A 26989-nucleotide genomic window follows, 5' to 3' on the forward strand; every position below is an offset into this window, starting at 1 on the left:
CAGTGGAACAAAATTACTGAGTTTGAGTTAAGGACAACTGGCGGAATTTTGCGAGCGAAGCCGCGCCCTGCAGGTCATCTCTGCAAGGCTATAAAGCTTCTGCGATGCATGCCGGGTTATGCGCGTAGTAAGACGTCATGCCTGCCGGATAATCGGTATAATACGTGCCGCCGGTTTCATCATTTTTAGCAGCAAAAAGAGTCAGATATGTCTGTAACTGAAACGTCAGCCAGTGGTAAAAATGTCGCGGAACTCGTCGGGATCCTGGAAAAACAGGCGTCAAACCGTGCGGATGCCAACTGGCACAATGGTCTGAAAAGCAGCACCAGAATCGCACTGGAAAAAATTAATCATGCGGTTGAGGCAAAGTGGATCGGCGCAGAAGAGGGTCTGAACCTGAAGCAGCGCGTTTACAGCATTCAGGATGAATTGATAGAGCTGGCGCTGTGGTGATTTAAATGGCCCGGCGCTCCACCCGCAAATCAGCGGGGGTAAAAAAGTGATATTTCAGCATGCAGCGCCGTCCGGCATTTTGCGCGCTTCGCAGAGACGGCGTATTGCCGGGCAGAATGGTGCCGGTCAGCATCGCATCATGACCGCAGTAATGGTGAAGCTGCTGCAGCAAACGCTGCTGAGCGCGTGCAGCGAGTCCACGGCCCTGATACGCCGGCAAAATCACCTCATCCATGATCTGAACTCCCTCAATAAAGGCCAGTCGTCGCGGCACACAAATCATCAGCCCCGCCATCATGCCCTGCCAGAGGATCAGAAACACATGTCCCCCGGCAATATCGTCCCGTAATTCCTGCCTGCTGGTGGCCATCAGCTGATCCCGCAGATGCGGCAGCGTGTGCCAGCTGGCACGATAAGCGCGGTTAATGGCGGAGCTACAGAGGGGATAATCTTTCCGGCAGGCCGTAATCAGCGAAATCTCGTCATCGTCAGACGCGGAGTGTGAGCCTGGAACGCTGAGGTAAATCAGCTGATCGGTTATACCAATATCAGGAGCGGTGGCCGGCAGCAGAATACGCATCTTCAGCGGCCTGATCGTTTGCCACTCATGCATGATGGCGGCTGCGGCTGCGTAATCCAGTACGCCATCACGGGCCACGATCTCAATAAAAGGCTGAGCGGGATCGCCCCCCAGATAGCGCGGGCCGGTGAGAAAACGCTGGCCGTTAATCGTCAGTTCGCGCTGCAAAAGCGTGTGCTGGGGCAGGCCGGTTTCACGCCAGGGAAAGGCGGCAGAGAAGTGATGATCGTGGCACCGGGCCTGCTGCTGCGCCAGCCAGCTGGCAAGCCAGTCGCTGAGACATTCAGATGAGACAGGCACATTACGGTAGAGCGATACCATATAATTCAGCATAAGATTCCTTATTGCCCGCCGTCAGTAATCTCCTGCCTCTCTGCGTACACGACAGAACCGTGCCGATAAGGCTGCTGAGAGTGTAAACGATGCGTTCGCTTTATGACCATCACCATCGCATCGGTCAGCACGAATATTTTGGTGTTTCATAAAGGTTCCGGTCCTGCCGCACACACGTTCTCATGCCTGAAATCCAGTCAGATAAACGGCATCCTCCTGTGCGCTTATTATCGCCGCCGGCTTGCTGATTATAAAAACAAAGAGCATTTTCCCGGCTTTTGGCACGTTACGTAAACATGGTCAAATTAATTGATGCAACAGGGCTAAGTTGCCCGAAAATTAAATGAAAAATAAAATATTCCTTTTTTACGTAAATATGACGGAATCAGATAATCGGCGGCCGGTAAATGTATTATGCTAAACAGGCTGTTCAATAATTATAAAATGCACGATATTTTTAACTCCCGGGGGTCACATGGTCCATATTGATCTATGTACCAAAGAGGGCGTGATGAAGGCTTATGCTTTCCAGACGCCCATGCAGGCAATGAGCCTGCTGGATAAAATTAAAGATGATGAATTTCAGTGGTTTAATCTGGAGTGGGAAGGATGTCGTTTTACCTGCCCGCATCAGTTTATTAAAAGACTCAGCAGCCGTTCTTATATTAAGTCGTTCTGGCGTTAATCCGACCACAATGATTAAGCCTGTGCCTGACTGCGTATTCATAACGCGGATTTAATTTAACTATTTTACGGGCATTTCATTCATGCTGATAAACGGGGCAGATTCTGCCCCGTTATTTTTCGTGCCTGCAGCACCTCAAGCTGGTGCTCAGCGATAATAAGGCGCCTCAACTGAGACAGTCGCAGGTTAAACAGTTTCATTATTACTGCTTAATTATTTTAGGCTGCTGTTTATCAGTGCCTGAGAAATGCTCAACAAGGCCTTATGCAAGTCCGTACGGATTTGTCCTGCGCCCGGCAATGCATCGTGATCCGCTGTAAATCCTCTTCTTTTCTTCCCTTGACGTTAAGCATCAACTGTTACACTCATGTGATACTTGATCCGGATCCCGACTGCAATGCTCCATAAAAAAATGCGCCTTCGTTCGCTGCTGACTTTACTTTCCATTGGGGGCGTCATTCTGACCTCCGGTCTGCTGCTGAGTGCGCTGCTGCTGTTTCAGAAGGCCAATATTGAAGACAGCCTGCTTGAAGGAAACATTGCCTATGCCCGCAAACTGGCCGATACCACCGATCGTTACCTGACGACAGCGCAACGGGAACTGGCCTGGAGTGCATCGCAGATCAAGGGCCTTAGCGATCTGAAGCAGCTAAAAGCAGAAACCGAGCGCCTGCGCATGCAGTCAGGCTTTTTCAACTCGGTGGTAGTGGTTAACCATAATGCCATCATTGCGGCAACCTCACCGGATAGCCTGAATCTGACAGGCATGAAACTTCACTCAGCAGCCAGTCTGCAGGCTATTACAACGCGTAAGCCCTTTATCTCCGCGCCCTTTACCTCTGCCGCCGGAAACTATGTGGTGTTTTTATCTCAGCCGCTGTTCAGCGAAGAGGGGGGCTATCTGGGTTATATCGGCGGCACCATTTATCTAAAAAAACAGAGCATGCTGAGCGAAATCCTGAGCCAGCATTTTTATACCAAAGGATCGACGGTCAGCGTGGTCAGCAATGAGGGGCTGATTATTTTCAGCCATGACCCGACGCTCGTCGGAACGAAGATGCTGCTGAGTCTGGCCCTGCAGAAGCGCCTGTCCACCACGGAAAGTGGACATTTTACCCTGGAAAATGGGGGGCAAAGCTATCTGACCGGCTATGGCACGCTGCAGAAAACCGGCTGGAACGTATTTATTACTGGCACCTCTGAAACGGTCAGGCATATTCTGCTGCGCACGGCGGAAAGCGCCATCTGGTTCGTTCTGGGCATTATTCTCCTGACGGCCAGCGTAATCGCGTTTATGGCTGGTCGGATCGCTTCGCCACTGGAAAAGCTGGCGGACAGAGTGCGGGATGGCGGCAGTGAAGCACAGGCGGAGTCACTCGCTACTGTCAAAACCTGGTATTACGAGGCTGACCGGCTCAAAGAAGCGGTGCAGGAGCATCGCCATGCGGTGGCAGGCCATCTGGCTGCGCTTAACGATGAGGCGATGACCGACCCGCTGACCGGGCTCTGCAACCGTCGCGGATTTTCGGCGCTGGCGGCGCAGGCAGACAGTGAGCATGAACAGTGTGTCATCGCGATTGATATTGACCATTTCAAGAAGATCAATGACTGGTATGGGCATGACGCAGGCGATGCGGTTCTGGTGAGCCTGGCGGCGTTACTGCGTCAGGCCTGCCGCACCGGGGATATCGTCAGCCGGTTTGGTGGCGAGGAGTTTATACTGCTGCTGCCTGACACCACGCTGGCTGATGCCGCCCGCACCGCAGAACGCATCCGCGAGACCGTCTGCGCCACCACCTTCCCGTTTGCCGGAACGATGACCATATCCGCTGGCGTGGCTTCACGGGATGACCAGAGTCGCGATCGCGAGGCACTGCTGCGCCGGGCGGATGAAGCGCTTTACGAGGCGAAAGCGGCCGGGCGCAATACGGTGATCATTGCCGGGCCGGACGGATTCCGTACGCCTGAGTCTGCCAGATAAGATTGCGCAGCAGGGAAGTCAGGATCAGCACTTACTGCGTAATCGCCAGCCGAGCCACTCATCCAGCGCCGCTTCCGGCAGCGGCCTGGAGTAGAAAAATCCCTGAGCCTGGTCGCAGCCGAACTCGGTCAGCGCCGTAACGGTTTCCGCATTCTCCACGCCTTCGGCCAGCACCATGTAATCAAGGTCTTTGAGCATCGCAATGATACTGCGGGCAATGACGCGCGATGCGGTGTCAGACGAAATTTCGCTGATCAGTGAGCGGTCCAGCTTGATCACATCCAGCGGCATGCGCCGCAGATAACTGATATTACTGTAGCCGGTACCGAAGTCATCCAGTGAAATACCAAATCCCCGTAGCTTCAGCATCTCAAGCCCCTGCATCGCGGTCGGGCTTTCCAGAATCCGTTCTGTTTCCAGACACTCAATGCCCAGCAGCGAAACCGGCAGCTTCGCTCTTAGCATCTGTTCTTCCAGTTCATCAGCAAAACCGTCACGGGAAAAATCGCTGCTGCTGACGTTGATGGTGATGGGCAGCTGAATATAGCTGTCGCGAAGACGGGAGAGACGGGCGATGACGTGCTCTGTGACCCAGGCGGTTAGCTCGGTAAGCAGTTGGGTTTGCCCGGCAACGGGCAAAAACTGCGCAGGTGAAAGCTCGCCGCGCTGCGGATGCTGCCAGCGGATCAGCGCTTCCAGTCCTATCGGCTTACCGCTGTGAAGGCAGATTTTCGGCTGCCAGGCGAGCCATAACCCTTTATCCTGGCGTATTGCAGTGGCCAGGTCATGCATCAGGGCGAAATCCTGGGTATGGCGCGTATCAGTGGCTTCACTGAACGGCATTGAGGCAACGTCGCGGGTAATGGCTTCGTGCAGCGCGCTGACTGCCCGCCGCAGAATCTCCTGAGCAGGCATCTCACCCGTGTTGAAACTTGCCTCACCGGTGTGGGTCGTCAGCGCAACCGACAGCCCATCACCCAGATCGGCGCTGATCCCGGCCAGCTTATTGGCCACCCAACTGGCAGTGAGCCTGCTTTCCTGCCGTGTCAGCAGGGCAAAGCGTCCGGTTGCTACGGTGTAAAGCATTTCTCCTGGGGCAGGGCGCAGACGCAGCGGCAGCAGTGTCGCCACATCCTTCAGCAGGCTCTCAACCGGCCCCATGCCCATTGAGCGTGCCAGTTCGTAGGCACGCGGCATATCGATACAGTCAATCAGCACCAGCCGCCGTGGGGTGGTGTCTCCGGAGGTGGCAAGAAACTGCAGGTCGCGGATCAGACGCTGACGATTGGGCAGGCCAGTTACCGGGTCGGCAAAGCCAGCCGAGTACCAGGCGTCAAGAAAGGACATCACCAGCGCTGCGAGCATTTTCAGCATGGTTATCTGATCGTCACTGAAGCGATGAGGTGCCGTGTCGGTCACGCAGAGCGTACCCAGAATCAGACCGGTACTGCTTTTAAGCGGCACGCCAGCATAGAAACGGATAAAAGGCGCGCCGGTAATCAGCTTATGGTCAGCAAAGCGGCTATCAAGCAGGGTATCAGGCACCACCACGGTGCTGTCACTGTCCACGGCGTGCCGACAGAGCGAGTCCTGTCGCGTGGAATGAGTGAGTGTGAAATTGTGTGCCGCTTTAACGTGTTGCATCTCATCATCCAGGACGGAGATAAAGCTGCCGGGAATACCAATGGCCTGGCTGGCCAGCCGGACGAACTGTCGCAACACATCGTCACGACTCTCGTCGTTACTGCGCAGCGCGTGCAGGGTTCGCGTACGGCAATCGTCGCCGCCGCTAAGGCTCATGAGCATGAATTCCTCCGCACCGGCTGGTTACGGAGCGAAATTAAACAGAAAAATTGAAGTTTATAGCGTCATGACTACAGGCTATTTCTGTAAAAAGAAAGAGCCATGACGATTTATTTTTTATTACACCGCCTGCCAGACCTGAACAGAATAGCAAATCCCTTTTCTTTAACGAAATATTTTATGAATGACGATTCTATTATTTTGTCGTTAAAAACTTTTAATTTCTGAAATATCCTGCCAGGATAGTAAGTACAAACATAGCGTGCTATATAATAACGCATTAAAGTAGATGACATAACTTATTTTTGTTTAATTTTAACTACACCAATGACAACATCGGGGAAAACCTCATGAACTCACTCAGGCATTTCACTATTCGCCGCGTTGTGCTGTGGATAATGATCGTCTCACTGGGCGTGGTCGCGCTGGCAGGTGGCTACAGCAGTCAGATTGTGCGGGATATTTATCGTCAGACCAATCGCTCAGCTGTTCTGACCCAGCAGCTGAGTTTTCTTACGCACAGCGCTCTTGTTATGCAGGGCGGAACAGCCGCAGACAAAAACGCCCTGGTCGCCTTAACGCCGGCCAGTGCTGACTGGGATAGCTTTCGCGCAGCACTTACGACCTCACCCTCAGAGTATGCAACGGTTACCCGTGCAAAGCTGGATAGCGTGACGCAGCAGCTGGCGCAAAGTCAGGCCGCTCTTAACGCTGACCGGCGCCAGCTCGGGCACGTACTGCTGGCGGCACTGCTGGCAGCATTCGCGTTGCTGCTGTTTTGCGACCGCTATCTGGTCGTCCATCTGGTGCGTCCGGTGGGTAAAATCCGCGGTCATTTAAAAATTATTGCCGGAGGTGACCTGACGCGCGAGCCGGAAGATCTGGGTCGCAATTGCGTCGGGCAGCTGGTGCCGCTGGTTAAAGAGATGCAGCACAGTCTGTTGCAGACGGTTAGCGCTATTCACGACAACGCAGCCATTCTTCATCGTGAGGCTGGCGACATCGCAGCGGGTAACGCCGATCTCTCTGACCGGACCTCCACTCAGGCCGCTGCGCTGGAGCAGACCGCCGCCAGCATGGAAGAGATCACGGTTGCCGTGCGTCATAATGCACAGAATGCCCGTGAAGCGCGTGAACTGGCCGCCAGCACCACGGATACGACCCATCAGGGCGTGGAGCTGGTTCAGCGGGTATCGGCAGCCATCACCAGCATCGCGCAGGGATCAGAGAAAATCCGGCAGTTCACCGCTACCATCAATGGCATCGCATTTCAGACCAATATTCTGGCGCTCAACGCCGCCGTAGAGGCCGCGCGAGCGGGCGAGCAGGGCCGCGGTTTCGCGGTGGTTGCCAGTGAGGTACGTTCACTGGCCCAGCGAAGTGCTGCGGCCTCCAGAGAGATCGAAGAGCTGATAGCCGATACCGTGGCACGCGTGGATGATGGCCGACGGGCGGCAGAGAGTGCCGGTACGACTATGGAAGCCGTGCTGCGCGGTGTCGGCGGCGTCAATGAACTGATTGGACAGATTGCGCTGGCCTCGGATGAGCAGAGCAAAGGGATTGCCCAGGTCACCGTGGCGGTGGCTGAACTTGACCGCGTGACGCAGCAGAACGCGACGCTGGTCCAGCAGGTTTCGGCAACGGCAGGCAGCCTTAGCGGACAGACTGAAACGCTGGGCAGCGTCATTACCCGCTTCACCCTGCCACCGCAGGTTGTCGGGATAGTGAACTGACATTTGCATCGATTAAACATAGGTGGCCGTGTGGATTCCCCGGTCAGGCATAGCCTGACCGGATATTTTATTCATCTGCAGATAACGGCTCTGCAAAGTAAAATAATGGCTAATAATCACTCTCTTTTATTTCTGAATGAAAAAGGTCATCTTTTTCAGATGTTGATGAATGTTAATCATTACCTGATCATTATCACTATTCAGAAGAACGATGGTTGTTTTCAGCAGTGCAATAATTATCCGGTTCGCGAATTAAAGATAATTACAGTTTATTTCTATGGTTTTACCTGAGCTTTACGCTTTCCTGACGACCAGGGATCGCCGCGCATTTAAAACTTAACTCAAATTTATGTGTTGGCTACAGGCGGATTCGGTTGCCTGACCATCTCACCGGGGCACCGTATGCGGAGCGTTTCATATGGGAAATCAGATTTTACAACGGCCTGTTGCCGTCCAGCATAACGTGCGTGAGCTTCGCCTTGCGGCGGGTCTTTCGCAGGAGATTGCAGCCGAACGTTTCGACCTTAGCCAGCGCGTCTGGCAGACCAAAGAAGCATCAAAAAATCCTGCCCTGCTCAGCCAGGGCGAATATGAACTGCTGATGCTGCTGGCGGGAGAGCATCCGCACTACGAACTGGTCCCAAAGCCTAAAAAGTAAGGCGTTCTGCCACTATTTTTCCTGAAGTTAACGTATTTCAGGCCGATATAAAGAGCTAAGCGAGGCGCATTAATTCGCGCGTCTTATCTGCTCTGGCAGGATTGTCCTGGCACGGTCCGCTATTAACCGCCGAACCGTCACGACCGCACTGCCCGGCATAACGTATTAACCGGCATTTCGCTGTCTGCGATGCCGGCATTATCGGGCTCGTTGCGGCTGGTTTTTGCTGCAGAGTTCACTGACGGGCCTTTCTTCCGGCAGCGGGTCGGCAGCCAGTTCTGCGCGTCCTGTCTGATTGAACGTGTCCTCTTCTTGCTGCGTCATGCCGGCCACAGCAGATAACATCAGAGGGGATTTACGCTGAAACGTCCAGTTTATCATGATGCCGAGGCGGCTCGCCTTGATGCACTTAAGCAGTATCATCTGATGGATTCACCGCCGACCGATGCGCTGGATCGCCTTACCACGCTTGCCGCGCGACTGTTTCGCGTACCGGTGGCGTTTGTATCGCTTATCGATGAGAAGCGACAGTTTTTCGCTTCCCGTTACGGTCTGAATATTTCCGGTACGTCGCGCAATGTCGCCTTCTGCCACCATACGCTGGCGCAGGGCGATATCCTCTGCGTGCCCGATACGCTGAAAGATCCCCGCTTCCGCGACAGTCCGCTGGTTCATGGCTACCCCTTTATCCGCTTTTATGCCGGGATCCCGCTCTCGACGCCGGATGGTCATCACATTGGCACCGTCTGCCTGACCGACAGTCATCCGCGCGAGCCGCTGACTGAAGAGGATCGGAAGCATTTGACCGATATTGCTGCGCTGGTGATGGATCGCATGGAGATGCATCGTCTGGAGTTACTGCGCTACACCAGTCAGCAGCGTCTTCAGGCAATCTCATCCACCTCACCCGACGCCATTGTCTGTACCGACCTGCGGCGCGGCATCACCTTCTGGAATCCGGCCGCCACTGCTCTCTTCGGCTACAGCGCAGAGGAGATGAGAGGTCAGTATGTCAGCGAGCTGATCCCGGCGCGCTGCCAGACTGACTACCGTAACGAGCTGGCCCGGATTACCTCAGACGAAGCGGCTATCTCTCACCCTCGTTCGTTGCAGATATGGGGTGTGACGCGCGATGGCCGTGAATTCCCGGCAGAAGTCTCATTTTCGGGCTGGCGTGAAGAGGGTGAGCGGCTGGTGGGCATGATCATCCGCGACGTCACGGCCCGCTATGAAAGTGAGGCGCGGCTCTGTGAGCTGGCTTCTCTGGATATGCTGACGCGACTCGCCAGCCGTAGCGCGTTCATGGATCAGGTCGGGCAGCTGACCAAAGCGGGCGTTCCCTATACGTTACTGATGACCGATCTTGATGGTTTTAAAGAGGTGAACGATACGCTGGGACATGCAGCTGGCGATGCGCTGCTGTGTCACGTGGCCGAGCAGATTCGTGCGGTGTGCGCCGGTGCCGTGACGGCTGCGCGGCTGGGCGGCGATGAATTTGTGATCCTGCTTGCGGGCGGCAGCGCTGAGGCAGCGATTACGGCGGAAAAACTGATTGTGGCCGTACAGACGCCGTTCCGCTATCACGACTCGCCGGTTGTGGTCGGTGCCAGTACCGGCATCGCTTCCTACCCGGAACACGGTCGCGATCCCTCTGCGGTGATGTCCGCCGCTGATCTGGCACTCTACCGTGCCAAAGCCTCAGGCAAAGGCTGCAGTATCCTGTTTATGCCCGCGTTTCGTGAAGCGGAGCAGCAGCGTCGCCGTTTTGAACGCGAACTGGAAACGGCGGTGCGGCAGCAGCAGTTCACGCTTTACTATCAGCCCCGCTTCGACGTGGAAAGCGGAAAACTGACTGGCTGCGAGACGCTGGTACGCTGGCAGCACCCGACACGCGGGTTGCTGTTGCCTGCCGACTTCATCGGCATGCTGGTTAAAAGCCCGCTTTCCGTAACGCTGGGGGAATGGATCATCCGCAGTGCTCTGGCACAGGTCCGGCAGTGGCAGGTGCGATCGCCTGAGCTTCGTGTCAGCATCAATCTGTTTCCGCGTCAGCTGACAGGGAACAGTCTGGAAACCGTTATACGCGAAAGTGCCGGCGGCGATGCGGGTTTTGTTGAGCTGGAAGTGGATGAGCCTCTGCTGGCTGTGCTGGTGCAGGATATGCCGGTTCAGGTTGAAGCGGTGCGCCGGACCGGTGCCACATTTGTCATCGATCATTACGGACGCACGCTGGGGGCGATTAACCTGCTGCGTCACAGCTTTGTGGCGGGTTTCAAAATCGACAAGTCGCTGACGCACGAGCTGAACGCCAGCATGCGGGTGCGTATGATGTTCCGATCTATCACGGCACTCGGCAAAAGTCTGGGTATTCGGGTGGCTGCTGAAGGGGTTGAAGACAAAGAGCAGATTGCCTTTGTCACGTCAGCCGGATGTCACATTATGCAAGGCAATGGCCTGTGCCGGCCACTGACACCGGCGGACTTTGAAGCAATGCTGTGCGGCGAGCAGCATTCTGCGCCCGCTGTTGCCAGCGGTTACGATGTCACATCCCCGTGAATACTATGACCCTGGCAGCCGAAGAGAGGGGACGATTGATGCCCGTCAGTCTGGCTGTCCGGGTCGGTAATCCTGTTTCAGCAATCCGAAAATCCAGTCATCCTGCCACTGACCATCGAGGAAGAAATTCTGCCGCAGAGTGCCTTCCTGAATAAAGCCCGCGGAGATCAGCGTGCGGCGCGAGGCGACATTGCCTGCCGTCACCGTTGCAGTCATTTTGCGGTAACCCTGTTGCTCAAAGCAGAAGGCGATAATGGCATGCAGCGACTCGCTGCCGTAGCCTTTGCCCTGCGCGTGGGTAGCCAGAATAAAACCAAATTCCGCAATGCCTTCTCCACGATCGATAAACCCGCAGAAGCCCGCCGGAAGACCCGTCGCTTTTTCCTCAATGACCAGGCACAGCCAGTGTGTGCAGCCTTTGTACCAGGCTGGCAGGCGCACGTCGAATGACCGGGTTCGGATCTCTTCAGCGCTGCGCGGATCGCTGATGTACTTCATCACCGATCTATCCTGACTGACTGCAAGATAAAAAGGCCAGTCTTCCTGACTCAGTGGCCGATAGGTCAGGCGCGGCGAGGTGACGTTAACGGGCATTTCTGGCCGAACTTCAGCGGGCTTTTCATCAGACATAGTGCTATTCCCTGCGGGCAAGACGGTAAAGTGATGGCGCAAAAATAGCACAGAGCGGCAGACTGGCGGGACGCGTGTTCGCGACTTTGCGAGGTGTTCTGCAATCCCGCGGCTGTCTCGCTCTTCCGCGGTATTACCCGGCGAGTTGCGGATCATATTTTCCTGCCAGAGCGGGGCCGACAGGCCATCTGCTCACATCATTGCTACGCTTTTAGCCAGATGGCTGACATTGTCCCTGATGAGAGTAATTTCCAATGGATCTGAAAACCTTTGAAACAGCCTGCTGGGCAGCACTGACAGAGGCTGCCGCCGATCCGCAGGCCGGATTTCGTTATCTGACGCTCGCTACCGTGGATGCTGCACAACGGCCTCAGGCGCGCACTGTGGTGCTGCGCGAGTGCCATGACGTTCGCCGGATGCTGACCTTTCATACCGATGTGCGTAGTCCGAAGTGGCTGGAGATGGCAGCGAACCCCCAGGTTACCGTGCTGGGATATTGCCATGAGCGTCGCCTGCAGCTACGGCTGGAGGGACAGGCTGAATGTTATGCAGCGGGAAGTACTGTTGCCCGTGACGCCTGGCGCACGTTACCCCAGCACACGCGCCAGACGTACATCGGCGGGCCGGCGGGAGAAGCGCTGGCTCCCGCTCACGAGACACCGGACGCGTCGACAGCAGAAACGGGCGAATCACGTTTTGGCGTAGTAATTGTGCAGGTCAGCGTGCTGGATGCGTATCAGCTTCAGCGCAATGATAATCAGCGCGCGCTGTTTTACTATTCCGCCCATGGCGAACGGCAGGAAAGCGGATGGATCAACCCGTGAGGTGAAGCATGTCAGACGTGCTCACTGCCCGATTCCTTCTTTTTGGCTCACCTGAAAAAAGAGATTTCACTGCTATTCACCCTGTGATGCTCTTTTTATCTGCCGCATCGCTTATCCGATTTTAGCGCCATGTTATCTTCATATCGCGGCATATTTCTGCTTTTTTCTTCCCTTTGTCAATTTTTGTGCCAGGCTTTAACTAACCGGAAAGCAGTCACTTATGCTCAAGGTCACGGAAAGCACCAATGATCGTTCTGTATCACAGGCAGGTTAACCATGAACAATCAACCTCCTGAAAAACCAGGGTCAGAGGGTAGCGAACAGGTCTTAAATCTGGCGGAGGAAACCGTTCAGGTCTCGAAACAGCGGGTCGTCGACGGTCATGTTAGGGTTACCCGCCAGGTCACTGAACATCAGCAGAAAATTGCGCTGATGCTCCGGCAGCAGACGGCGGACATTCAACGCATTCCTAAATCGGATCGGCTGACTGAGATGCCAGCGATCCGTGAAGAAAATGGTGTCCTGATTATCCCGATTGTCGAAGAAGAGGTCGAGATTGTCCGTCATCTGGTGCTGAAAGAGGAGTGGCACATTCGCAAAGTCGTCAGCGAGGTGGAGACCGAACAGATTGTCTCCCTGCGCCGGCAGCAGGCTCATCTGACCCGAATACCCTATTCAGAGCCGTCCGAATCCATCACCGAGGAACACAACATGGCGCGTGAAACAATCGTAACAATGTTTAGCAATATCTCACTGGCAGAAGGTGCAAAGCGTAACCTGATTAAGGCCGGGTTCCTGGATGATGACATTGATATCATCTCCGGTGAACGGCTGCGTACTGAAGGTCATGAAGCCCGTCATCCGGGATTCTGGCAGCGCCTGTTTGGCAACACGCTGGAAGAGGATCAGGCCGAAGTCTATGAAGATGCGATGCGTACCGGCGGTGTGGTGCTGTCGCTGCGGGCCGATGAGGATGAATTGCCGCGCGCACTGGGCATTCTGGATGCACATGAAGAGCTGACTGAGCGCAGTGCCGCGCTATCTGATGACTATGCGCCCGATGATGGCCTGACAGCGCCCGCCAGCGGAACGCTTCAGGAAAACGGTGCCATCGATCCGCTCCATACCGATCCTGTCCATCGCGGCACGGCGCGTACAGCTCTGACCGGTGATGAGAGTGACGAGGATGTGCTGCGTCTGGCCGAAGAGCGACTGGAAGTAGGTAAACGACTGGTCAGCGAAGGATCAACCCGCGTGCGCCGCTACACTGTCACGGATCGGGTGTCTGAAAATGTTTCTCTGCATGAGCAGCATGCGGAAATCTTCCGTCGTCCGGTGAACGAAGCGGGCTCACCAGATCAGGTTGACTGGTCCGAGAAAACGGTTGAAGTGGAAGAGACGCATGAGCAGCCGGTCGTCAATAAGACTGCGCAGATCATCGAAGAAGTGGTGCTGCGTAAAGAGGCCAGCGATCGGGTCGAAACCATCAATGACTCGGTGCGTCGTCAGGAAGTGGATATTGATCATGCCCGTGCCGACCATCTCAATGCAGATCCGGTGACCGGTAATCCTGCCGCGACCGATCCGCTGCTGGAAAGCACGCGTCAGGCGCGCGCTGACCACGACAGCCGTCCGGTAACGCCAGGCAGCGAACCCGCGCATAAAGAGGGTTTCGTGGAAAAAGCCGGGGATAAAATTGCTGAGGCAAAAGATAAGGTCGAAGACAAGTTTAAAAAGCCGTAACGCTGTCACGGCGACTTTCATCTTTCAGGCCTGAAAAAACCCGTCGCTGACGGGTTTTTTTGCGTGCAGAGTACGTTTTGCATTAAATCTCCGGTGCGGGATCGCCTTTCAGGTTTTTCGCCCGAAATGGCCATTATGTGTGCCGACCTGCCAGCGTAACGTTCATGACTGGATCTGAACACATGTACGCCATTTTTATGCTCATGTGCTTTGTTTCTGCTCAGCGCGCAATGACATAGCCATCATCTTGAGATAAAACGACGTACGACAGGGTAAATGCAAATACGGTGGAAATGTGATGACTTATAAAATCAAACCGATTCACAGTGAAGCAGATTATGAAGCCGCTCTGGCCGCCGTATCTCCCCTGTTCGACAATCAGCCAGAACCGGGAAGTGAAGCCGGTGACTTTCTGGAAGTTATGATCCTGCTTATTGAAAAATATGAGCAGAAACATTATCCGATTGAGGCTCCTGAACCGGTGGAGGCGATTAAATTCCGCATGGAACAGATGGGGCTGACAGCGAAAGACCTGGTGCCGGCAATTGGACGCCCGAACCGCGTCTATGAGGTACTGAATCATAAGCGTGCGCTGACGCTGCCCATGATCCGGAACCTGCACAAAATGTTCAATATTCCGCTCGCGTCACTCTTAGGCGCAGCTCAATCCGAAAGGATAAGCGTCCGGTAACTAAAGCCCGCCCTGTGTAGGCTTTTTTATGTGCTGTTCTTTGCACATCCCTGAATCAGCCGACCCCGCGTTGTGCAGACTGAAATCCCTGACTACCCTTGCTGGTGTTTCTGTCCCGTAATGGGCCGGATAGCCCGAAAGCCGGGTCAGCCTCTGCAACTTTCAGTTATTAACGGCAGGGGATTGTTAATCTGCCGTGCATCATAAAACAGGGACATCATGACAGAACAAGATAACGCCCATACTTATCGTGCTGATGAGCACATTGATCCTTATGTCTCGGTGCAGGGTGCAAGAACACATAATCTCAAAGATGTTTCGCTGCGGTTTCCCCGTAATGCCATGGTGGTGTTCACCGGGGTTTCAGGCTCCGGGAAATCCTCACTCGCCTTTGATACGCTCTATGCAGAAGCCCAGCGCCGGTTTATCGAATCGGTTTCACCCCATGCCCGTCGCCTGATCGAACAGGCCGCTGCGCCGGATGTGGATAACATTGACGGACTCCCGCCTGCGGTGGCGCTTCAGCAGAGCCGGGCTGGCGCGCAGGAGCGTTCAACAGTGGGCAGCCTGACCCAAATTTCTGTCACACTGCGCCTGCTGTTTTCCCGTGCGGGCACAAGGCCTGACGGTGTGCCGTTTATGACCGCCGATTATTTTTCGCCTAACAATCCTGAAGGTGCCTGTCCGCATTGCCAGGGGCTGGGACGGGTTCATACCGTCAGAACCGAGGCGATGGTGCCGGACAGGTCACTGAGTATCCGGCAGGGTGCCATAGCTTCATGGCCGCGGGGCTGGCATAACAAAAATCTGCGCAGCATCCTTGAGACGCTCGGCTACGATGTCGATGCCCCCTGGGATACGCTTTCAGCCCGCGACCAGCAGTGGATACTGCTGACTGACGAGCAGCCATCAGTGCCGATTTTTATGGGTCTGAACGCTGAACAGCGTGAAAAAGCCCTGGCGGCTGGCGAAGAGCCCGCTTATACCGGCACCTACACCAGCGCAGCAAAAATCGTATTGCAGAGCTATTCCGGTGGCAGCGAGACGACAAAAAAACGGCTGGCGCGCTTTGTCACGGTCACCCCCTGTTCAGCGTGTCACGGCAAAAGGTTAAACCGGAACGCGCTGTCCGTGACCTTTGCCGGTTATGACATTGCCAGTCTGAGTGAGCTGTCGGTATCTGAACTTGCTGAACGGCTGAGGCCTTATGCAGACGGTTCATCATCAGATCTGCCTGCCGAGGCGGCGCTGCGGGAAGCTGTCATCCGGATGGCGTCAGATATCTGCATGCGGCTTGAACAGCTTGAGACGCTAGGCCTGGGGCATCTGGCACCGGGACGTCGCACCACGCTGCTCTCATCCGGCGAGTTGCAGCGCGTACGTCTGGCCACGCAGCTGATATCGCGGCTGTTTGGCGTGCTTTACGTGCTGGATGAGCCTTCAGCTGGCCTGCATCCTGAGGATGTCAAAGCGCTGCTCGCGTCTCTGAAAAACCTGGTGCGTGCAGGTAATTCGCTGGTGGTCGTCGAACATAACCTCGACCTCATCGCTGAGGCGGACTGGCTCATCGAGGTCGGCCCCGGTCCGGGAACGCATGGTGGTGAGATCGTCTATAACGGAGAACCGGCAGGCCTTAAAGACGTCAGTGCCTCACCGACATCAGGCTATCTCTTCTCCCGCAGCTATACCGGGCTGCGCCAGCGCCAGCCCGCGGAGAGCTGGCTCAGGCTTGAACAGGTCCATTGCAACAATATTACCGGCGTGGATATCGCCATCCCGCTGGCGAGAATGACGGCGGTTACCGGTGTTTCCGGCTCCGGCAAATCGACGCTGCTGAATCGCGTACTTCCGGAAATGCTCGGACGTTTTGACAAAACATCTGACAGTGAAGAGGGTGAGGAAGAGGACCTGGTGCCGGACGTTAAGGGTCAGGTTGTCAGCGGCAATGACGCCATTGGCCGTCTGGTCAGAATCGATCAGCGTCCTATCGGGCGGACGCCACGCTCCAATCTGGCCACCTATACCGGCTTTTTCGATATCGTCCGCCGGCTGTTTGCAGAGACCCCCGAGGCGAAAGCTCGAGGTTTCAGCGCCAGCCGGTTTTCCTTCAATCTGCCCGCGGGTCGCTGTCCTGCGTGCGAGGGTCAGGGACAGATTTCGATTGAGCTGCTCTTTATGCCCAGCGCCACCGCAACCTGCTCGGTCTGTGCAGGAAGCCGTTACAACCCCGAAACGCTGGAGGTGAAGTGGAACGACCTGACCATAGCGGATGTGCTTGATCTTACCGTAGACGATGCCACCAGGGTGTTTGACGGGTACGACGGGATCCAGCGTTCCCTGTCGGCACTGCGATCTCTGGGGCTGGGATACCTGACGCTGGGTCAGCCCGCCACGGAGCTCTCTGGCGGTGAGTGTCAGCGCATCAAGCTCGCCTGGGAGCTGCAACGCGTCCAGCGCACAGCCACGCTCTATCTGCTTGATGAACCGTCAACCGGGTTGCACCCATCCGACATGGACAAACTGCTGATTGTGCTGAATGAACTGGTAACGCGCGGTCATACCGTCGTGATGGCGGAACACACAATGCGTATTGTGGCAGAGGCGGACTGGGTGATTGATCTGGGGCCCGGTTCGGGGCTGAAGGGCGGAAGGATTGTCTCGTCCGGTACGCCGGAAGCGGTCAGCACATCTGCTGAGAGTCTGACTGCGCCCTGGCTTTCCGCACAGCTGAAAAAGAGGGCAGGCGATCCGGCGTAACTGGATTGCGGTGGATGACGACGCCGCTGAAACAGGCGCACGATAAGGGCGGGCTCAGGGGTAAACTCCTGAGCCCGTCAATAATGATAGCGGCATGAGGCGATTGACAGAGCATCCCACTGACGGCACAGACCAGCCGGGCTTCTGCGGACCAGGACAGTTTTACGCAATCACATTCCTGTCAGTCCCGTCACCGCTTCGCAGGCTTTCGATGGCATCCATCAACCTGCGGGCATTCCTGGGCGATCGCAGTAGCCAGGCCGTCTCTTTCAGTGAGTTATATTCTTCAGTCGACATCAGCACGAAGGACTCACCGTTCCGGCGGATGATCATTACTGGCGCTTTATCTTCTGCCGTCTGAATCATCGTGGCAGAAAGATTCCGTCGGGCTTCGCCGAAAATGATGGCTTTCATAAAGACCTCCGTAGTGAATAAAACAAACGATTGTACAATGAAAAGCCGGGCTTTCGGTTTCACCCAGCCAGGGCGTAAGGAAGAACGTCTATTCAGTTCCGGTCAGAGCAAACTGGCGCATCACATTCGGATTCACGGACGTCGACGCATTCATTCTCAACCGCGAGGATTATCATTGATGGTAATGTTTAAACCGCCACACCCAGGCAGCCTGATAGCGGAATATCTGGAAGATAATGACATCAGTCTGCGCAGTCTGGCTAAACAGCTGGGCGTTTCGGCGGCATCGCTGAGCAAAGTGGCAGGCGGAAAAGCCTCCGTCAGCCCGGAAATGGCTGTACGGCTGGAAGCAGGCCTGGGTATTGCGGCGCGGCTCTGGTTATCCATGCAGGCCGCATGCGACCTGCATAAGGCACGAGAAACGACAGACGTTTCCGGCGTGCCTCTGCATCCGGGGCTCGGAACGTCCCTGTGGCGCGACGGGACGGCATAGTCCTCGCCCTGAGGTGACTGTCCTCATCACTATTACGGAGTTTATCCCATCAGCGCAGCGGCGCATTAACCTGCAACGCATCCAGCTCGCGCGCATCGTGACTGCAGAAAAAGGTGATTTCGCCGCCGCGCTGGCAGGAAAGCTCACGCAGTCGCTGCTGGTTGTTCCGCCTGGCCACATTATCCATGCCCATCATCCACTGGTAAAAGCGCAGTCCCGGCGTGCAGTGGCGCGTCGGCTGCCGCATTTCGCCGCGGTAGAACCAGGCGTCACCGCCGTGCAGCAGCCAGCCCTCAGGTTGCTGAATCGCAATGCCCGCGTGCCCCGGCGTATGGCCCGCCAGCGGCACCAGCAGAATCTCCGGTGGTAAATCCCGCAGGCGATTTACCGCCTCAAAACCAAACCATGTTTCCCCCTGCGGCTGATAGGTTTCCCAGCTGCCGATCCCGCCCCATTGTCCAGGACGATAGCGCTCACGCGACAGCCAGCTATGACGCTGGTGGGCGGTATCGACCTCCTGCTGCAACAGATGGATGCGCGCCTGCGGAAAATCGGTCAGTCCGCCAGCATGATCAAAATCGAGATGGGTCAGAATAATATGCCGCACATCGTCAGCCCGAAAGCCCAGCGCCTTCACCTGTGACAAGGCGGTGAGATCGTCACGCCGCTGAATATTGTTTAAGGCGCGGAAAAAGCCCGAGAGACGACTGCCGGGCGTATGGATATCCTGACGACCAAAGCCGGTATCGACCAGCACCAGCCCGTCGTGGTCTGTCTCAATCAGCAGGCAGTGACAGACCAGGTGCGCCTTCAGGCCTTTACTGAATCCATCATAGAACGCGCCGCCCAGCGGGCACATACAGCCACAGTTAAGGTGGTGAATTTTCATCGGGCCTCCATAGGGTCATCGGCAAAATCTCTGAGAGACTACGGCCTGTCTGGCGCGCAGCACATCAGCCTGGCTATAGAGTGTAGAGTGGGTTGCAACAACAGGCGGAGCGGTGAAGCGGATAACCGGGCAAAAAAGCCGGTTATCCGCCAGAAAGCAGAGAATTAACTGTGGAACAGCGGGAAAGCACCGGTCAGCAGACCGCCCGCCATTAATACCAGACTGACCAGAATGCCCCACTTGATGGCAAAGCGCTGGTGGTCGCCGATATCGACTTTCGCCAGGCCCACCAGCAGGTAGACTGACGGCACCAGCGGGCTCAGCAGGTGGAACGGCTGACCGACGATGGAAGCACGGGCAATCTCTTCTGCGGTAATGCCGTAGCTGGCCGCCGTCTGCGCGATAACCGGCAGAATGCCGAAGTAAAACGCATCATTCGACATAAAGAAGGTGAACGGCAGGCTGACCAGCGCGGTAAACACCGCCAGGTAAGGTCCGAAGCTGGTTGGGATCACGGCCAGCAGACTCTTCGCCATGGCATCCACCATGCCGGTGCCGGAGAGAATACCGGTGAAAATACCGGCGGCAAAAATCAGCGCGGTCACCGCCAGCACGTTACCGGCATGCGAGCTGATACGCGCTTTCTGCTCTTCCAGCGTGGGGTAGTTGAGCATCACCGCAATGGCAAACGCCAGCATAAACAGGATCTGAATCGGCATTAAACCAATTACCAGCAGCACCAGCAGCACGGTGGTCAGGATAAAGTTAGGCCAGAACATCTTCGGACGGCGGTTGGCAGCGCACTCTTCGGCATCGCCCAGACCCAGCTCGATGTTGTCGAGATGGTGATCTTTCATGGTCATCACACCTAACCGTTTACGCTCTCGCAGGCCAAACAGCACCGCCATCGCGACCAGGCTGATGCAGGCGAGCAGCATCGCGGGCAGCATCGGAATAAAGATGTCGAGCGCATCAATGCGCAGTGCTGCGGCGGCTCGTGCCGTCGGGCCACCCCAGGGTGAGAGGTTCATGATGCCGCTGGCGAGGTTGACCAGACAGGTCATCATCAGCACGTTCATGCCCAGCCGATGGTAGAGCGGCAGGAACGCGGCGATAGCGATCATGTAAGTGGTAGAGCTGTCACCATCCAGCGAAACCAGCAGCGTCAGCACCGCGGTGCCGACCAGCACTTTCAGGGGATCGCCACGCACCAGCCGCAGAATAAAGCGTACCAGCGGGTCAAACAGCCCGGCATCGATCATCAGACCAAAATAGAGAATGGAGAAGGTCAGCATCACACCGGTCGGAGCCAGCTTTTTGACGCCATCCAGCATCATGGCACCCAGTCCGGCGTAAAATCCGCCAATCAGCGCAAATATAGTTGGTATCAGGATCAGCGCAATTAAGGCTGACATGCGTTTGGTCATGATCAGATACATGAAGCAAACAACCATGGAAAAACCCAGTATCGTCAGCAAAATAGCAGCCCTCACATTGGCGTAAAAGTAATGAAAAAGTTACATGAAGCCAGGAAAATTCAGGTATTAGTTAGCGTGGTAACGATTAACCTGTTGTTTTATTTAACTCTGCCCTGCAGGATGATAGTAAATAGTTGTCAGGATTTAGCATTTCTTTAACAAAAAAGGGTGATCGCGATCATCTTTAAACGAATCTTAAACGAGTTTGTGTGACTGAGATCAACAGGCGCGAAAGCCTAACCCGGCATTTCGGACCACAGCAGGCCTCAGGCACAAAGAGATTGGTGAGCAGGACAAAAGGAGTAAGGGCTAAGCCAGGCGGCTTAGCCGGTAAGGTATTAGCTGCCGAGCAGCTGGATGATCATCTCAGGGGTTTTATTGGCCATCTTGCTCACGGCTGTCTGTCCCTGCTGGATAATCTGGCTACGCGCCAGCTGACTCGCTTCTTCAGCATAGTCTGCATCCTGAATACGGCTGCGAGCCGCAGAGGTATCCACGCCCTGCTGCGACAACACATTACGGTTTGACTCGTAACGATTTATCTTTGCGCCATAGAGCGACTGATAGCCGCTGATCTTCTCCAGCGCTTTATCCAGCGCCTTCATGGTGGTGGAGATGTCATCACTGGTCAGCAGAGTGGTGTTGTTCAGTCCCAGCGTTTTAGTATCTGACGGCGTAGCGGGGATGCTATCCGACTGGATCGGCTGGCCATAATCGGCGCTGGTGATCACTTCGAGAGGACGACTCTCATGTGGCGGCGTTGCAGGCACGCCTTTGGGTTCCGGCAGGTTTCCCCAGGTCAGACTACCGGTGAAGGAGCCGTTGCCCACCACTACGACAATCAAATCTTCGCTAACGGTGTCCAGCGAGATGCGCTCCAGCCGGGTGCCGGTATTGGTGCCGTTGTTGAAATCGCCGCTGGCGGCATCTTCATAACGGTCGCCGTCACCGCTGTAGGTGATGGTCATCCCGTTGTAGCTGCTGCTGTTACTGCCCGCCAGCGCCCAGCTCGTGCCGCCTTCCAGCAGCTGAGAGCTGTCATAAGTTGCGCCAGTAGCAAAACCGTTTTTACTGGTCAGCAGGCGCGAATCTGCGGTCGCTGCATCCGTAATGCCTTTGCTGGTCCAGGTGTAATCAGGTGCACTGCCGTCCAGCGGTGTTCCCGCCAGATGTTTACCGTCGCGGGTAAACAACTGGAGATCGTCATCCTGACCCAGTGAGTCGATGGTAATGCTTATCGATGTTGAGCCTGCCGGGATATAGGCCAGCGGGATCACACCCGAGGTAAACGAGTAACTCTTGCCCGGCACCGGGAACTTAACGTTGATAGGGTCAACGTTACCCAGTTTCGCCGGCGGCAGATCGGGATTATCCGTTGCCAGCGGATAACGCCCGAAAATCTCGGTGTGATCCGCGACTTCATTGATGCCGGCCAGTATCTGCTGATATGCACCATTGACGCTCTGCCGATCCGCGTCTGACAGCGTGCCGTTAGCGGCCTGCACCGACAGCGTACGCGCCTGGATCAGCAGATCGACGATGGTGCCCAGGCCGCCACTGGCGGTCTGGGAATAGCTGATGGCGTCATTAAGGCCGCGTGCCACTACCGCGTCGGCGTTGACATTGGCCGTCATACGGTTGGCAATCGCCTGACCTGCCGCATCGTCTTTGGCACTGTTAATCCGCATCCCTGATGATAGCCGTTCAACCGTTCGTCCCAGAACGGAGTCAGTACCGTACCGCAATTTGTTCGTAATGGCGGCGGTTTCGTTATGGTTGATCGTTAACATGGTCGCTTCGAACAGGGAGAGGAGTCTCTGTTTTATCGGCAGGGTGATAAGCAGCTTTAATCTCTGCGGCGACAAAAACTGAGCAAAGACGGGGTCAGAAGGGCAACCGGCTGATGGGTAACCGCTTTTCAGATAAAATAAATTAACGGTTGGCCAGGTCAGGAAAGAAACCTGCTGCGCAGAGATGCAGCAGGCGAGGGTAGATCAGTTAAACACCATGCCGCCGTCAATCAACAGCGACTGACCGGTCATATAATCGGAGTCTGGACTGGCGAGGTAAGCGACGCAGGCGGCCACATCCTCCGGCTCGGAAAGCCGTCCCAGCGTAATACGTTTTGCAAACTCTTCGGTGCCGTAACCGGCGGGTTTTCCGGCGGCTTCAGAGATTTGCCGATCGATCTCTTCCCACATAGGGGTTCTGACAATGCCCGGGCAGAAGGCGTTGACCGTGATACCGGCGGGTGCCAGATCGCGCGCGGCGGTCTGCGTCAGGCCGCGCACGGCAAACTTACTGGAGCTGTAGACCGCCAGCTCCGGATTGCCGACGTGACCCGCCTGTGAACAGGCGTTGATGATTTTTCCGCCGTGGCCTTCTGCAGCGAACGCTTTAATTGCGGCCTGCATGCCCCAGATGACCCCTTTGACATTAACGTTATAGACCTTGTCGACCACCGCTTCGGTGATCTCAGCAATCGGCGTGGAGGGTGCAATACCGGCGTTGTTGACGATGACGTCAAAACCACCCAGCGTGCGACGCGCCTCTTCTACGGCATCCATCACCTGATCGCGCTGTGAGACATCGACTTTCAGGGCAATCGCTTTGCCACCCTGCTGGTTAATCTTCTCCGCGACCTGACGGGCGGTCTCCTGATTGAAATCGGCGACGGCCACCGCCAGTCCATCTTTTGCCAGACGCAGGGCGATCGCTTCACCAATGCCCTGGCCTGCGCCGGTTACCAATGCCACTCTGTTTTTCATCCTGATTTCCTTTTTACGAAATTAAAGAAGCTGGCTCAGATGCAGCTGACCCATCAGCAGCGGGTTGTCGGCGTAATCGACCGGCACAGCCACCACGGCAGGACCCTGAACATCCATCGCTTTACGCAGCGTCGGCTCCAGCTCTGCCGCGCTGGTCACCGCAAAGCCCGCAGCGCCAAATGCTTCGGCGTAGGCTTTGAAATCGACCGGGCCAAAATTGACACCTGAGACGCGGTGATATTTTTTCTCTTCCTGCATTGCCACCATGTTGTAGGCGTTATCGACCCAGACGATGTGCAGGATATTGGCTTTTAACCGGACGGCCGTTTCCAGCTCCATGCTGGACTGCAGGAAGCCACCATCTCCTGAAACCGATACCACTTTGCGCTGCGGATCGACCAGCCAGGCACCAATCGCCCACGGCAGCGCCACGCCCATGGTCTGCTGACCGTTGGAGATCATGATCTGGCGGGCACGGAAGCTGTAAAGATAACGGGCGATCCAGATGTGAAAGCTGCCCATATCGACGGTGAGGCTGACGTCGCTGTTAATGATGTCCTGCATGGCGCGCACGATGCGCAGCGGATGCAGGGCAAACTGATTGAGGCTGGCACCCTGCATCGCCAGCAGTTTGCGCTGCTGCTGACGATCTTCAAGAATGCAGGCGGCTTCCGCTGTCAGCTGCAGCGGCGCGGTAATGCGTGCTGCCAGTTTTCGCACCGTGGCGGCGATATCGCCCACCAGCTCGGCGTCCGGCAGGTAGCGGTTGTCGGTCTCTGCCGGAATCACGTCGATGTGAATCAGGGTGGCGTTACCGCTGTTCCACATCGCCGGTTCATATTCTACCGGGCTGTAACCGATGGTGATGATAAGGTCAGCCTGTTGCAGCAGCCGGTCACCTGCCTGGTTGTTAAACAGTCCGACGCGACCGGCGAAGCGTGAGAAGTGATCCTGCCTGATCGCGCCCGCCGCCTGATAGGTGCTGGTGACCGGAATATGACTGCGGCTCAGCAGATCGTGAATCGCTTCGCTGTTTTCCGGCTGGCTCGCCATTAATCCCAGCAGGATGACCGGATTTTTCGCCCCGGCAATTGCCTGGCTGACCGTGTCGATCATCGCGTCTGGCGCGGCACCCAGCACCGGACGGCCCTTGCTGCTCAGTGCCTTGCCGGTCACCGGCTGATCGACAATATCCTGCGGCAGGCTGATAAAGGCGCCGCCGCCGCGGCCATGCTCGGCGTGACGAAACGCATTCGACAGGCATTCAGAGAGCGCAGAAGGATCGGTCACTTCAACCGCATATTTGGTGACCGGGCGAAACATGGACACGGTATCCATGCTCTGGTGAACCTGTTTGGCGCTGTCCGAGCGTTTCACCTGGCCGCCGATGGCGACCACCGGATCGCCTTCGCTGGTGGCGGTGGCCATGCCGGTGATCAGGTTAGAGCAGCCCGGCCCGGACGTAACCAGTGCCACACCGGCATTGCCGGTCAGCCGGCCCACTGCGGCGGCCATAAAGGCGGCGTTGGCTTCATGACGAACCGGGATGGTCTGAATGGAGGAATCCAACAGGGAGTCAAAAACCTTGTCGATCTTTGCGCCAGGGATGCCAAAAACATGTTGCACGCCCTGCGCCTCAAGCTGTGCGACCACCAGGTCAGCGCCGCAGGTCCAGAGTGTGGTATCGGTTGGAGTTTTCATCGTCATTCCTCTGATTAGCTTTCTACCGCACGGATCGCGGCGTCAAGATTGGCGGGGTTCAGGTCGGCATTGAGAAAGTCACTGTCCTGCGGTAAATCCACGACCAGCTTGCTGATGGCACCAAAGGTCAGGGTGCCCTGTTCCAGCGCATAATCGAGAATGTGGCCGCCGCCTTCGCGGTCGTCGGTAATAAAGTGTTCGTGATAGCCCGCTACGTTAATGCCCTGCATATACTGCGGCGTGCGGAAGCCAATCAGCTCGCCCGCGCGCTGGCTGAAGGAAAAGGTCGGCTGATCGCCCAGCACTTCCGGCATGGAGCGGTAGGGACGGCACTGACATGGCACGGTGCGGGTATCGACGCGGCTGAAACGACCGCTGATGCGCAGCGCGCAGAACTGGTTATCGGAGGTGATTTCGCTGTCGATCACCCGATGGATATCCTCGCGCGACATGGGCCGGTCAAACGCAAACAGGTGCTGCGGCCTGAAAAAGGTCATCACCGCAAACGGGGTTTTCTGTGCCGGATCAGCCGGATGCGCGCTGCCATCTGAGTGCAGCTGATAGACCTTGCTGTCGAACGCAATCATCTCGCCATCCAGCCGGTTAAATGTGCCCAGGCCGAAATCCCCTTTGCGCAGCAGGTCGGCAATGCGGACGTTGCCGTCGTAGACGCCGCTCAGCAGCGCACTCATTAAAGAGGTCTGATAGATAACGCTTTCTGGTGCATCCTGGGAAAGCGTTAAGACAGTATGTTTTAGTTGATCCTCACAGGAACAATCAGTTACACAATTGCTCATTTCATGCCTCATCGATTAACCGTTAAGCCGTGTTAACCTAATGGTGAACCGATTCAGTCGGTGGGTCCAATAGCGAAACCTGTTAACTTTGAGACGTTTTTGATATGGAACTGCGCCACCTGCGTTATTTTGTTGCCGTAGCCGAGACGCTTCACTTCACCCGGGCCGCTGAAATTCTTGGGATTTCTCAGCCGCCGCTGAGCCAGCAGATACTGCGGCTGGAGCAGGAGATTGGCACACCGCTGCTGAAGCGGCTGACGCGCGGCGTGGAACTTACTGAAGCGGGGGAAGCGTTTCTGGCCGATGCCCGGCAAATTGTCCAACTGGCCGATCAGGCACTGGAGAACGCGCGCGGTATTGCCCGCGGGATCAGTGGCCAGCTGTCGCTGGGGTTTGCCAGCTCGGTGGCGTTTAATCCACGCATCTTCACCCTGATCCGTCAGTTTACAGAACGCTATCCGGCGATGGAGCTGCTGACGCGTGAAGAGAACATGTCGTTACTGATGCAGGATCTGCAGGAGGGGTTACTGGATGCAGCCTTTATCCGGCTGCCGTGCGAAAGCAGCAAGGCGTTTAATCTGCGCGTGATCTCCACCGAAAAGATGCTGATTGCGCTGCCGCGCTGCCATCCCCTCAGCGGCACGCCGACAGTCGCGTTGTCCGCGCTGGCGGATGAAACCCTGATAATCTTCCCGCGCGACGTTTCGCCCAGTCTCTATGAGCTGATTGTTACGGCCTGTCTGCGGGCGGGCTTTTCACGCCACACCTTCCAGCAGGCGCCACAGATCACCACATCACTGGGTATGGTCGCGGCGGGCTGCGGGATTGCGCTGGTGCCCGAGTCGCTGCGCTGCGTCGATAACCCGGAGGTCAGCTTCTGCGATATCGAAAACAACACCCTGTTTACTGATGTGGCGTTTGCCTGGCGTCGGCATCATCCATCAAAAGCGGTGCTGCATCTGCTGGCGCTGCTGGCCGAACCACCTGCGACGCCAGGCGAAGCGGGTTGATAAGCGCCAGCT

Annotated in this window: 24 protein-coding genes; 13 read left to right on the plus strand and 11 right to left on the minus strand. The window is 56.1% G+C overall.

What is annotated here, in order from left to right; all coding sequences use genetic code 11:
- Window positions 1–207: 207 nt before the first annotated feature.
- The gene (locus AC6I8C_RS21320; protein ID WP_095708309.1) at window positions 208–453 is read left to right on the plus strand and encodes a hypothetical protein; all 246 of its coding nucleotides are present in this window, start codon (window positions 208–210) and stop codon (window positions 451–453) included.
- 1 nt (window position 454) lies between these two features.
- On the opposite strand, the gene AC6I8C_RS21325 is transcribed toward AC6I8C_RS21320, so the two are convergent.
- Window positions 455–1366, minus strand: coding sequence for an N-acetyltransferase (locus AC6I8C_RS21325; RefSeq protein ID WP_497823781.1), 912 nt, complete (start codon window positions 1364–1366; stop codon window positions 455–457).
- A gap of 102 nt (window positions 1367–1468) precedes the next feature.
- On the opposite strand from AC6I8C_RS21325, the gene AC6I8C_RS21330 reads away from it, so the two are divergent.
- The 3 genes from AC6I8C_RS21330 (at window position 1469) to AC6I8C_RS21340 (ending at window position 4032) form a co-directional block, all read left to right on the plus strand.
- A complete protein-coding gene (locus AC6I8C_RS21330; RefSeq protein ID WP_497823782.1) occupies window positions 1469–1660 on the plus strand; it encodes a hypothetical protein in 192 nt (63 codons plus the stop codon).
- 181 nt (window positions 1661–1841) lie between these two features.
- Window positions 1842–2051: a hypothetical protein gene (locus AC6I8C_RS21335; RefSeq protein ID WP_033735123.1), complete on the plus strand. Its 210-nt coding sequence runs from the start codon at window positions 1842–1844 to the stop codon at window positions 2049–2051.
- 397 nt (window positions 2052–2448) lie between these two features.
- On the plus strand, window positions 2449–4032 hold the full coding sequence (locus tag AC6I8C_RS21340) for a sensor domain-containing diguanylate cyclase (protein ID WP_497823783.1): 1584 nt from the start codon (window positions 2449–2451) through the stop codon (window positions 4030–4032).
- A gap of 24 nt (window positions 4033–4056) precedes the next feature.
- On the opposite strand, the gene AC6I8C_RS21345 is transcribed toward AC6I8C_RS21340, so the two are convergent.
- Window positions 4057–5838 (minus strand): EAL domain-containing protein, encoded by a 1782-nt coding sequence (locus tag AC6I8C_RS21345; protein ID WP_497823784.1) that lies wholly within the window; start codon window positions 5836–5838, stop codon window positions 4057–4059.
- A gap of 347 nt (window positions 5839–6185) precedes the next feature.
- Between AC6I8C_RS21345 and AC6I8C_RS21350 the strand changes: the two genes are divergently transcribed.
- Together AC6I8C_RS21350 and AC6I8C_RS21355 are read left to right on the plus strand one after the other, a co-directional pair.
- Window positions 6186–7568, plus strand: a complete 1383-nt coding sequence (locus tag AC6I8C_RS21350; protein WP_497823785.1) for a methyl-accepting chemotaxis protein — start codon at window positions 6186–6188, stop codon at window positions 7566–7568.
- A gap of 418 nt (window positions 7569–7986) precedes the next feature.
- On the plus strand, window positions 7987–8226 hold the full coding sequence (locus AC6I8C_RS21355; protein WP_497823786.1) for a transcriptional regulator: 240 nt from the start codon (window positions 7987–7989) through the stop codon (window positions 8224–8226).
- Window positions 8227–8424: 198 nt separating this feature from the next.
- Here the strand turns inward: AC6I8C_RS21355 and AC6I8C_RS21360 are convergent, their stop codons facing one another.
- On the minus strand, window positions 8425–8649 hold the full coding sequence (locus AC6I8C_RS21360) for a hypothetical protein (RefSeq protein WP_497823787.1): 225 nt from the start codon (window positions 8647–8649) through the stop codon (window positions 8425–8427).
- Window positions 8650–8652: 3 nt separating this feature from the next.
- Here AC6I8C_RS21360 and AC6I8C_RS21365 point away from each other — a divergent pair, with 3 nt between their 5' ends.
- Window positions 8653–10782: a putative bifunctional diguanylate cyclase/phosphodiesterase gene (locus tag AC6I8C_RS21365; protein WP_497823788.1), complete on the plus strand. Its 2130-nt coding sequence runs from the start codon at window positions 8653–8655 to the stop codon at window positions 10780–10782.
- A 45-nt stretch (window positions 10783–10827) separates the two neighbouring features.
- Here the strand turns inward: AC6I8C_RS21365 and AC6I8C_RS21370 are convergent, their stop codons facing one another.
- Window positions 10828–11412, minus strand: coding sequence for a GNAT family N-acetyltransferase (locus tag AC6I8C_RS21370; RefSeq protein ID WP_497823789.1), 585 nt, complete (start codon window positions 11410–11412; stop codon window positions 10828–10830).
- Window positions 11413–11666: 254 nt separating this feature from the next.
- On the opposite strand from AC6I8C_RS21370, the gene AC6I8C_RS21375 reads away from it, so the two are divergent.
- The 4 genes from AC6I8C_RS21375 (at window position 11667) to AC6I8C_RS21390 (ending at window position 17427) form a co-directional block, all read left to right on the plus strand.
- Window positions 11667–12236, plus strand: a complete 570-nt coding sequence (locus tag AC6I8C_RS21375; RefSeq protein WP_497823790.1) for a pyridoxamine 5'-phosphate oxidase family protein — start codon at window positions 11667–11669, stop codon at window positions 12234–12236.
- Window positions 12237–12512: 276 nt separating this feature from the next.
- Window positions 12513–13979 carry a YsnF/AvaK domain-containing protein gene (locus AC6I8C_RS21380; RefSeq protein WP_497823791.1) on the plus strand — a complete coding sequence of 489 codons (1467 nt, stop codon included), beginning with the start codon at window positions 12513–12515 and terminating at the stop codon, window positions 13977–13979.
- 298 nt (window positions 13980–14277) lie between these two features.
- Complete coding sequence (locus AC6I8C_RS21385) at window positions 14278–14670, plus strand: helix-turn-helix domain-containing protein (RefSeq protein WP_497823792.1); 393 nt, start codon at window positions 14278–14280, stop codon at window positions 14668–14670.
- 219 nt (window positions 14671–14889) lie between these two features.
- Window positions 14890–17427 (plus strand): excinuclease ABC subunit UvrA, encoded by a 2538-nt coding sequence (locus tag AC6I8C_RS21390; protein WP_497823793.1) that lies wholly within the window; start codon window positions 14890–14892, stop codon window positions 17425–17427.
- A gap of 162 nt (window positions 17428–17589) precedes the next feature.
- On the opposite strand, the gene yefM is transcribed toward AC6I8C_RS21390, so the two are convergent.
- Complete coding sequence (yefM, locus tag AC6I8C_RS21395) at window positions 17590–17841, minus strand: YoeB-YefM toxin-antitoxin system antitoxin YefM (RefSeq protein WP_497823794.1); 252 nt, start codon at window positions 17839–17841, stop codon at window positions 17590–17592.
- Window positions 17842–18019: 178 nt separating this feature from the next.
- Between yefM and AC6I8C_RS21400 the strand changes: the two genes are divergently transcribed.
- Window positions 18020–18334, plus strand: coding sequence for a HigA family addiction module antitoxin (locus AC6I8C_RS21400; RefSeq protein ID WP_497823795.1), 315 nt, complete (start codon window positions 18020–18022; stop codon window positions 18332–18334).
- A 49-nt stretch (window positions 18335–18383) separates the two neighbouring features.
- Here the strand turns inward: AC6I8C_RS21400 and AC6I8C_RS21405 are convergent, their stop codons facing one another.
- The 6 genes from AC6I8C_RS21405 to budA form a co-directional block, all read right to left on the minus strand.
- Complete coding sequence (locus AC6I8C_RS21405) at window positions 18384–19223, minus strand: MBL fold metallo-hydrolase (RefSeq protein ID WP_497823796.1); 840 nt, start codon at window positions 19221–19223, stop codon at window positions 18384–18386.
- A gap of 164 nt (window positions 19224–19387) precedes the next feature.
- Window positions 19388–20701: a CitMHS family transporter gene (locus tag AC6I8C_RS21410; protein WP_497823797.1), complete on the minus strand. Its 1314-nt coding sequence runs from the start codon at window positions 20699–20701 to the stop codon at window positions 19388–19390.
- Window positions 20702–21039: 338 nt separating this feature from the next.
- A complete protein-coding gene (locus AC6I8C_RS21415) occupies window positions 21040–22491 on the minus strand; it encodes a flagellin N-terminal helical domain-containing protein (protein WP_497823798.1) in 1452 nt (483 codons plus the stop codon).
- A gap of 204 nt (window positions 22492–22695) precedes the next feature.
- Window positions 22696–23469: a (S)-acetoin forming diacetyl reductase gene (locus AC6I8C_RS21420; protein ID WP_033734994.1), complete on the minus strand. Its 774-nt coding sequence runs from the start codon at window positions 23467–23469 to the stop codon at window positions 22696–22698.
- 21 nt (window positions 23470–23490) lie between these two features.
- On the minus strand, window positions 23491–25170 hold the full coding sequence (gene alsS, locus AC6I8C_RS21425; protein WP_497823799.1) for an acetolactate synthase AlsS: 1680 nt from the start codon (window positions 25168–25170) through the stop codon (window positions 23491–23493).
- A gap of 14 nt (window positions 25171–25184) precedes the next feature.
- Window positions 25185–25967, minus strand: coding sequence for an acetolactate decarboxylase (budA, locus tag AC6I8C_RS21430; protein ID WP_497823800.1), 783 nt, complete (start codon window positions 25965–25967; stop codon window positions 25185–25187).
- 104 nt (window positions 25968–26071) lie between these two features.
- On the opposite strand from budA, the gene AC6I8C_RS21435 reads away from it, so the two are divergent.
- On the plus strand, window positions 26072–26977 hold the full coding sequence (locus AC6I8C_RS21435; RefSeq protein WP_497823801.1) for a LysR family transcriptional regulator: 906 nt from the start codon (window positions 26072–26074) through the stop codon (window positions 26975–26977).
- The last annotated feature ends 12 nt before the right edge of the window (window positions 26978–26989 follow it).

The sequence above is a fragment of the Pantoea sp. X-Soil-YNGN-844 genome (assembly GCF_059730595.1).

Excerpts from the sequence above, each read along its gene's own strand:
- AC6I8C_RS21320 (WP_095708309.1), top strand. The coding sequence starts at position 208 with ATGTCTGTAACTGAAACGTCAGCCAGTGGTAAAAATGTCGCGGAACTC.
- AC6I8C_RS21325 (WP_497823781.1), bottom strand. The coding sequence starts at position 1,366 with ATGCTGAATTATATGGTATCGCTCTACCGTAATGTGCCTGTCTCATCT.
- AC6I8C_RS21330 (WP_497823782.1), top strand. The coding sequence starts at position 1,469 with ATGACCATCACCATCGCATCGGTCAGCACGAATATTTTGGTGTTTCAT.
- AC6I8C_RS21335 (WP_033735123.1), top strand. The coding sequence starts at position 1,842 with ATGGTCCATATTGATCTATGTACCAAAGAGGGCGTGATGAAGGCTTAT.
- AC6I8C_RS21340 (WP_497823783.1), top strand. The coding sequence starts at position 2,449 with ATGCTCCATAAAAAAATGCGCCTTCGTTCGCTGCTGACTTTACTTTCC.
- AC6I8C_RS21345 (WP_497823784.1), bottom strand. The coding sequence starts at position 5,838 with ATGCTCATGAGCCTTAGCGGCGGCGACGATTGCCGTACGCGAACCCTG.
- AC6I8C_RS21350 (WP_497823785.1), top strand. The coding sequence starts at position 6,186 with ATGAACTCACTCAGGCATTTCACTATTCGCCGCGTTGTGCTGTGGATA.
- AC6I8C_RS21355 (WP_497823786.1), top strand. The coding sequence starts at position 7,987 with ATGGGAAATCAGATTTTACAACGGCCTGTTGCCGTCCAGCATAACGTG.
- AC6I8C_RS21360 (WP_497823787.1), bottom strand. The coding sequence starts at position 8,649 with ATGATACTGCTTAAGTGCATCAAGGCGAGCCGCCTCGGCATCATGATA.
- AC6I8C_RS21365 (WP_497823788.1), top strand. The coding sequence starts at position 8,653 with ATGGATTCACCGCCGACCGATGCGCTGGATCGCCTTACCACGCTTGCC.
- AC6I8C_RS21370 (WP_497823789.1), bottom strand. The coding sequence starts at position 11,412 with ATGTCTGATGAAAAGCCCGCTGAAGTTCGGCCAGAAATGCCCGTTAAC.
- AC6I8C_RS21375 (WP_497823790.1), top strand. The coding sequence starts at position 11,667 with ATGGATCTGAAAACCTTTGAAACAGCCTGCTGGGCAGCACTGACAGAG.
- AC6I8C_RS21380 (WP_497823791.1), top strand. The coding sequence starts at position 12,513 with ATGAACAATCAACCTCCTGAAAAACCAGGGTCAGAGGGTAGCGAACAG.
- AC6I8C_RS21385 (WP_497823792.1), top strand. The coding sequence starts at position 14,278 with ATGACTTATAAAATCAAACCGATTCACAGTGAAGCAGATTATGAAGCC.
- AC6I8C_RS21390 (WP_497823793.1), top strand. The coding sequence starts at position 14,890 with ATGACAGAACAAGATAACGCCCATACTTATCGTGCTGATGAGCACATT.
- yefM (WP_497823794.1), bottom strand. The coding sequence starts at position 17,841 with ATGAAAGCCATCATTTTCGGCGAAGCCCGACGGAATCTTTCTGCCACG.
- AC6I8C_RS21400 (WP_497823795.1), top strand. The coding sequence starts at position 18,020 with ATGGTAATGTTTAAACCGCCACACCCAGGCAGCCTGATAGCGGAATAT.
- AC6I8C_RS21405 (WP_497823796.1), bottom strand. The coding sequence starts at position 19,223 with ATGAAAATTCACCACCTTAACTGTGGCTGTATGTGCCCGCTGGGCGGC.
- AC6I8C_RS21415 (WP_497823798.1), bottom strand. The coding sequence starts at position 22,491 with ATGTTAACGATCAACCATAACGAAACCGCCGCCATTACGAACAAATTG.
- AC6I8C_RS21420 (WP_033734994.1), bottom strand. The coding sequence starts at position 23,469 with ATGAAAAACAGAGTGGCATTGGTAACCGGCGCAGGCCAGGGCATTGGT.
- alsS (WP_497823799.1), bottom strand. The coding sequence starts at position 25,170 with ATGAAAACTCCAACCGATACCACACTCTGGACCTGCGGCGCTGACCTG.
- budA (WP_497823800.1), bottom strand. The coding sequence starts at position 25,967 with ATGAGCAATTGTGTAACTGATTGTTCCTGTGAGGATCAACTAAAACAT.
- AC6I8C_RS21435 (WP_497823801.1), top strand. The coding sequence starts at position 26,072 with ATGGAACTGCGCCACCTGCGTTATTTTGTTGCCGTAGCCGAGACGCTT.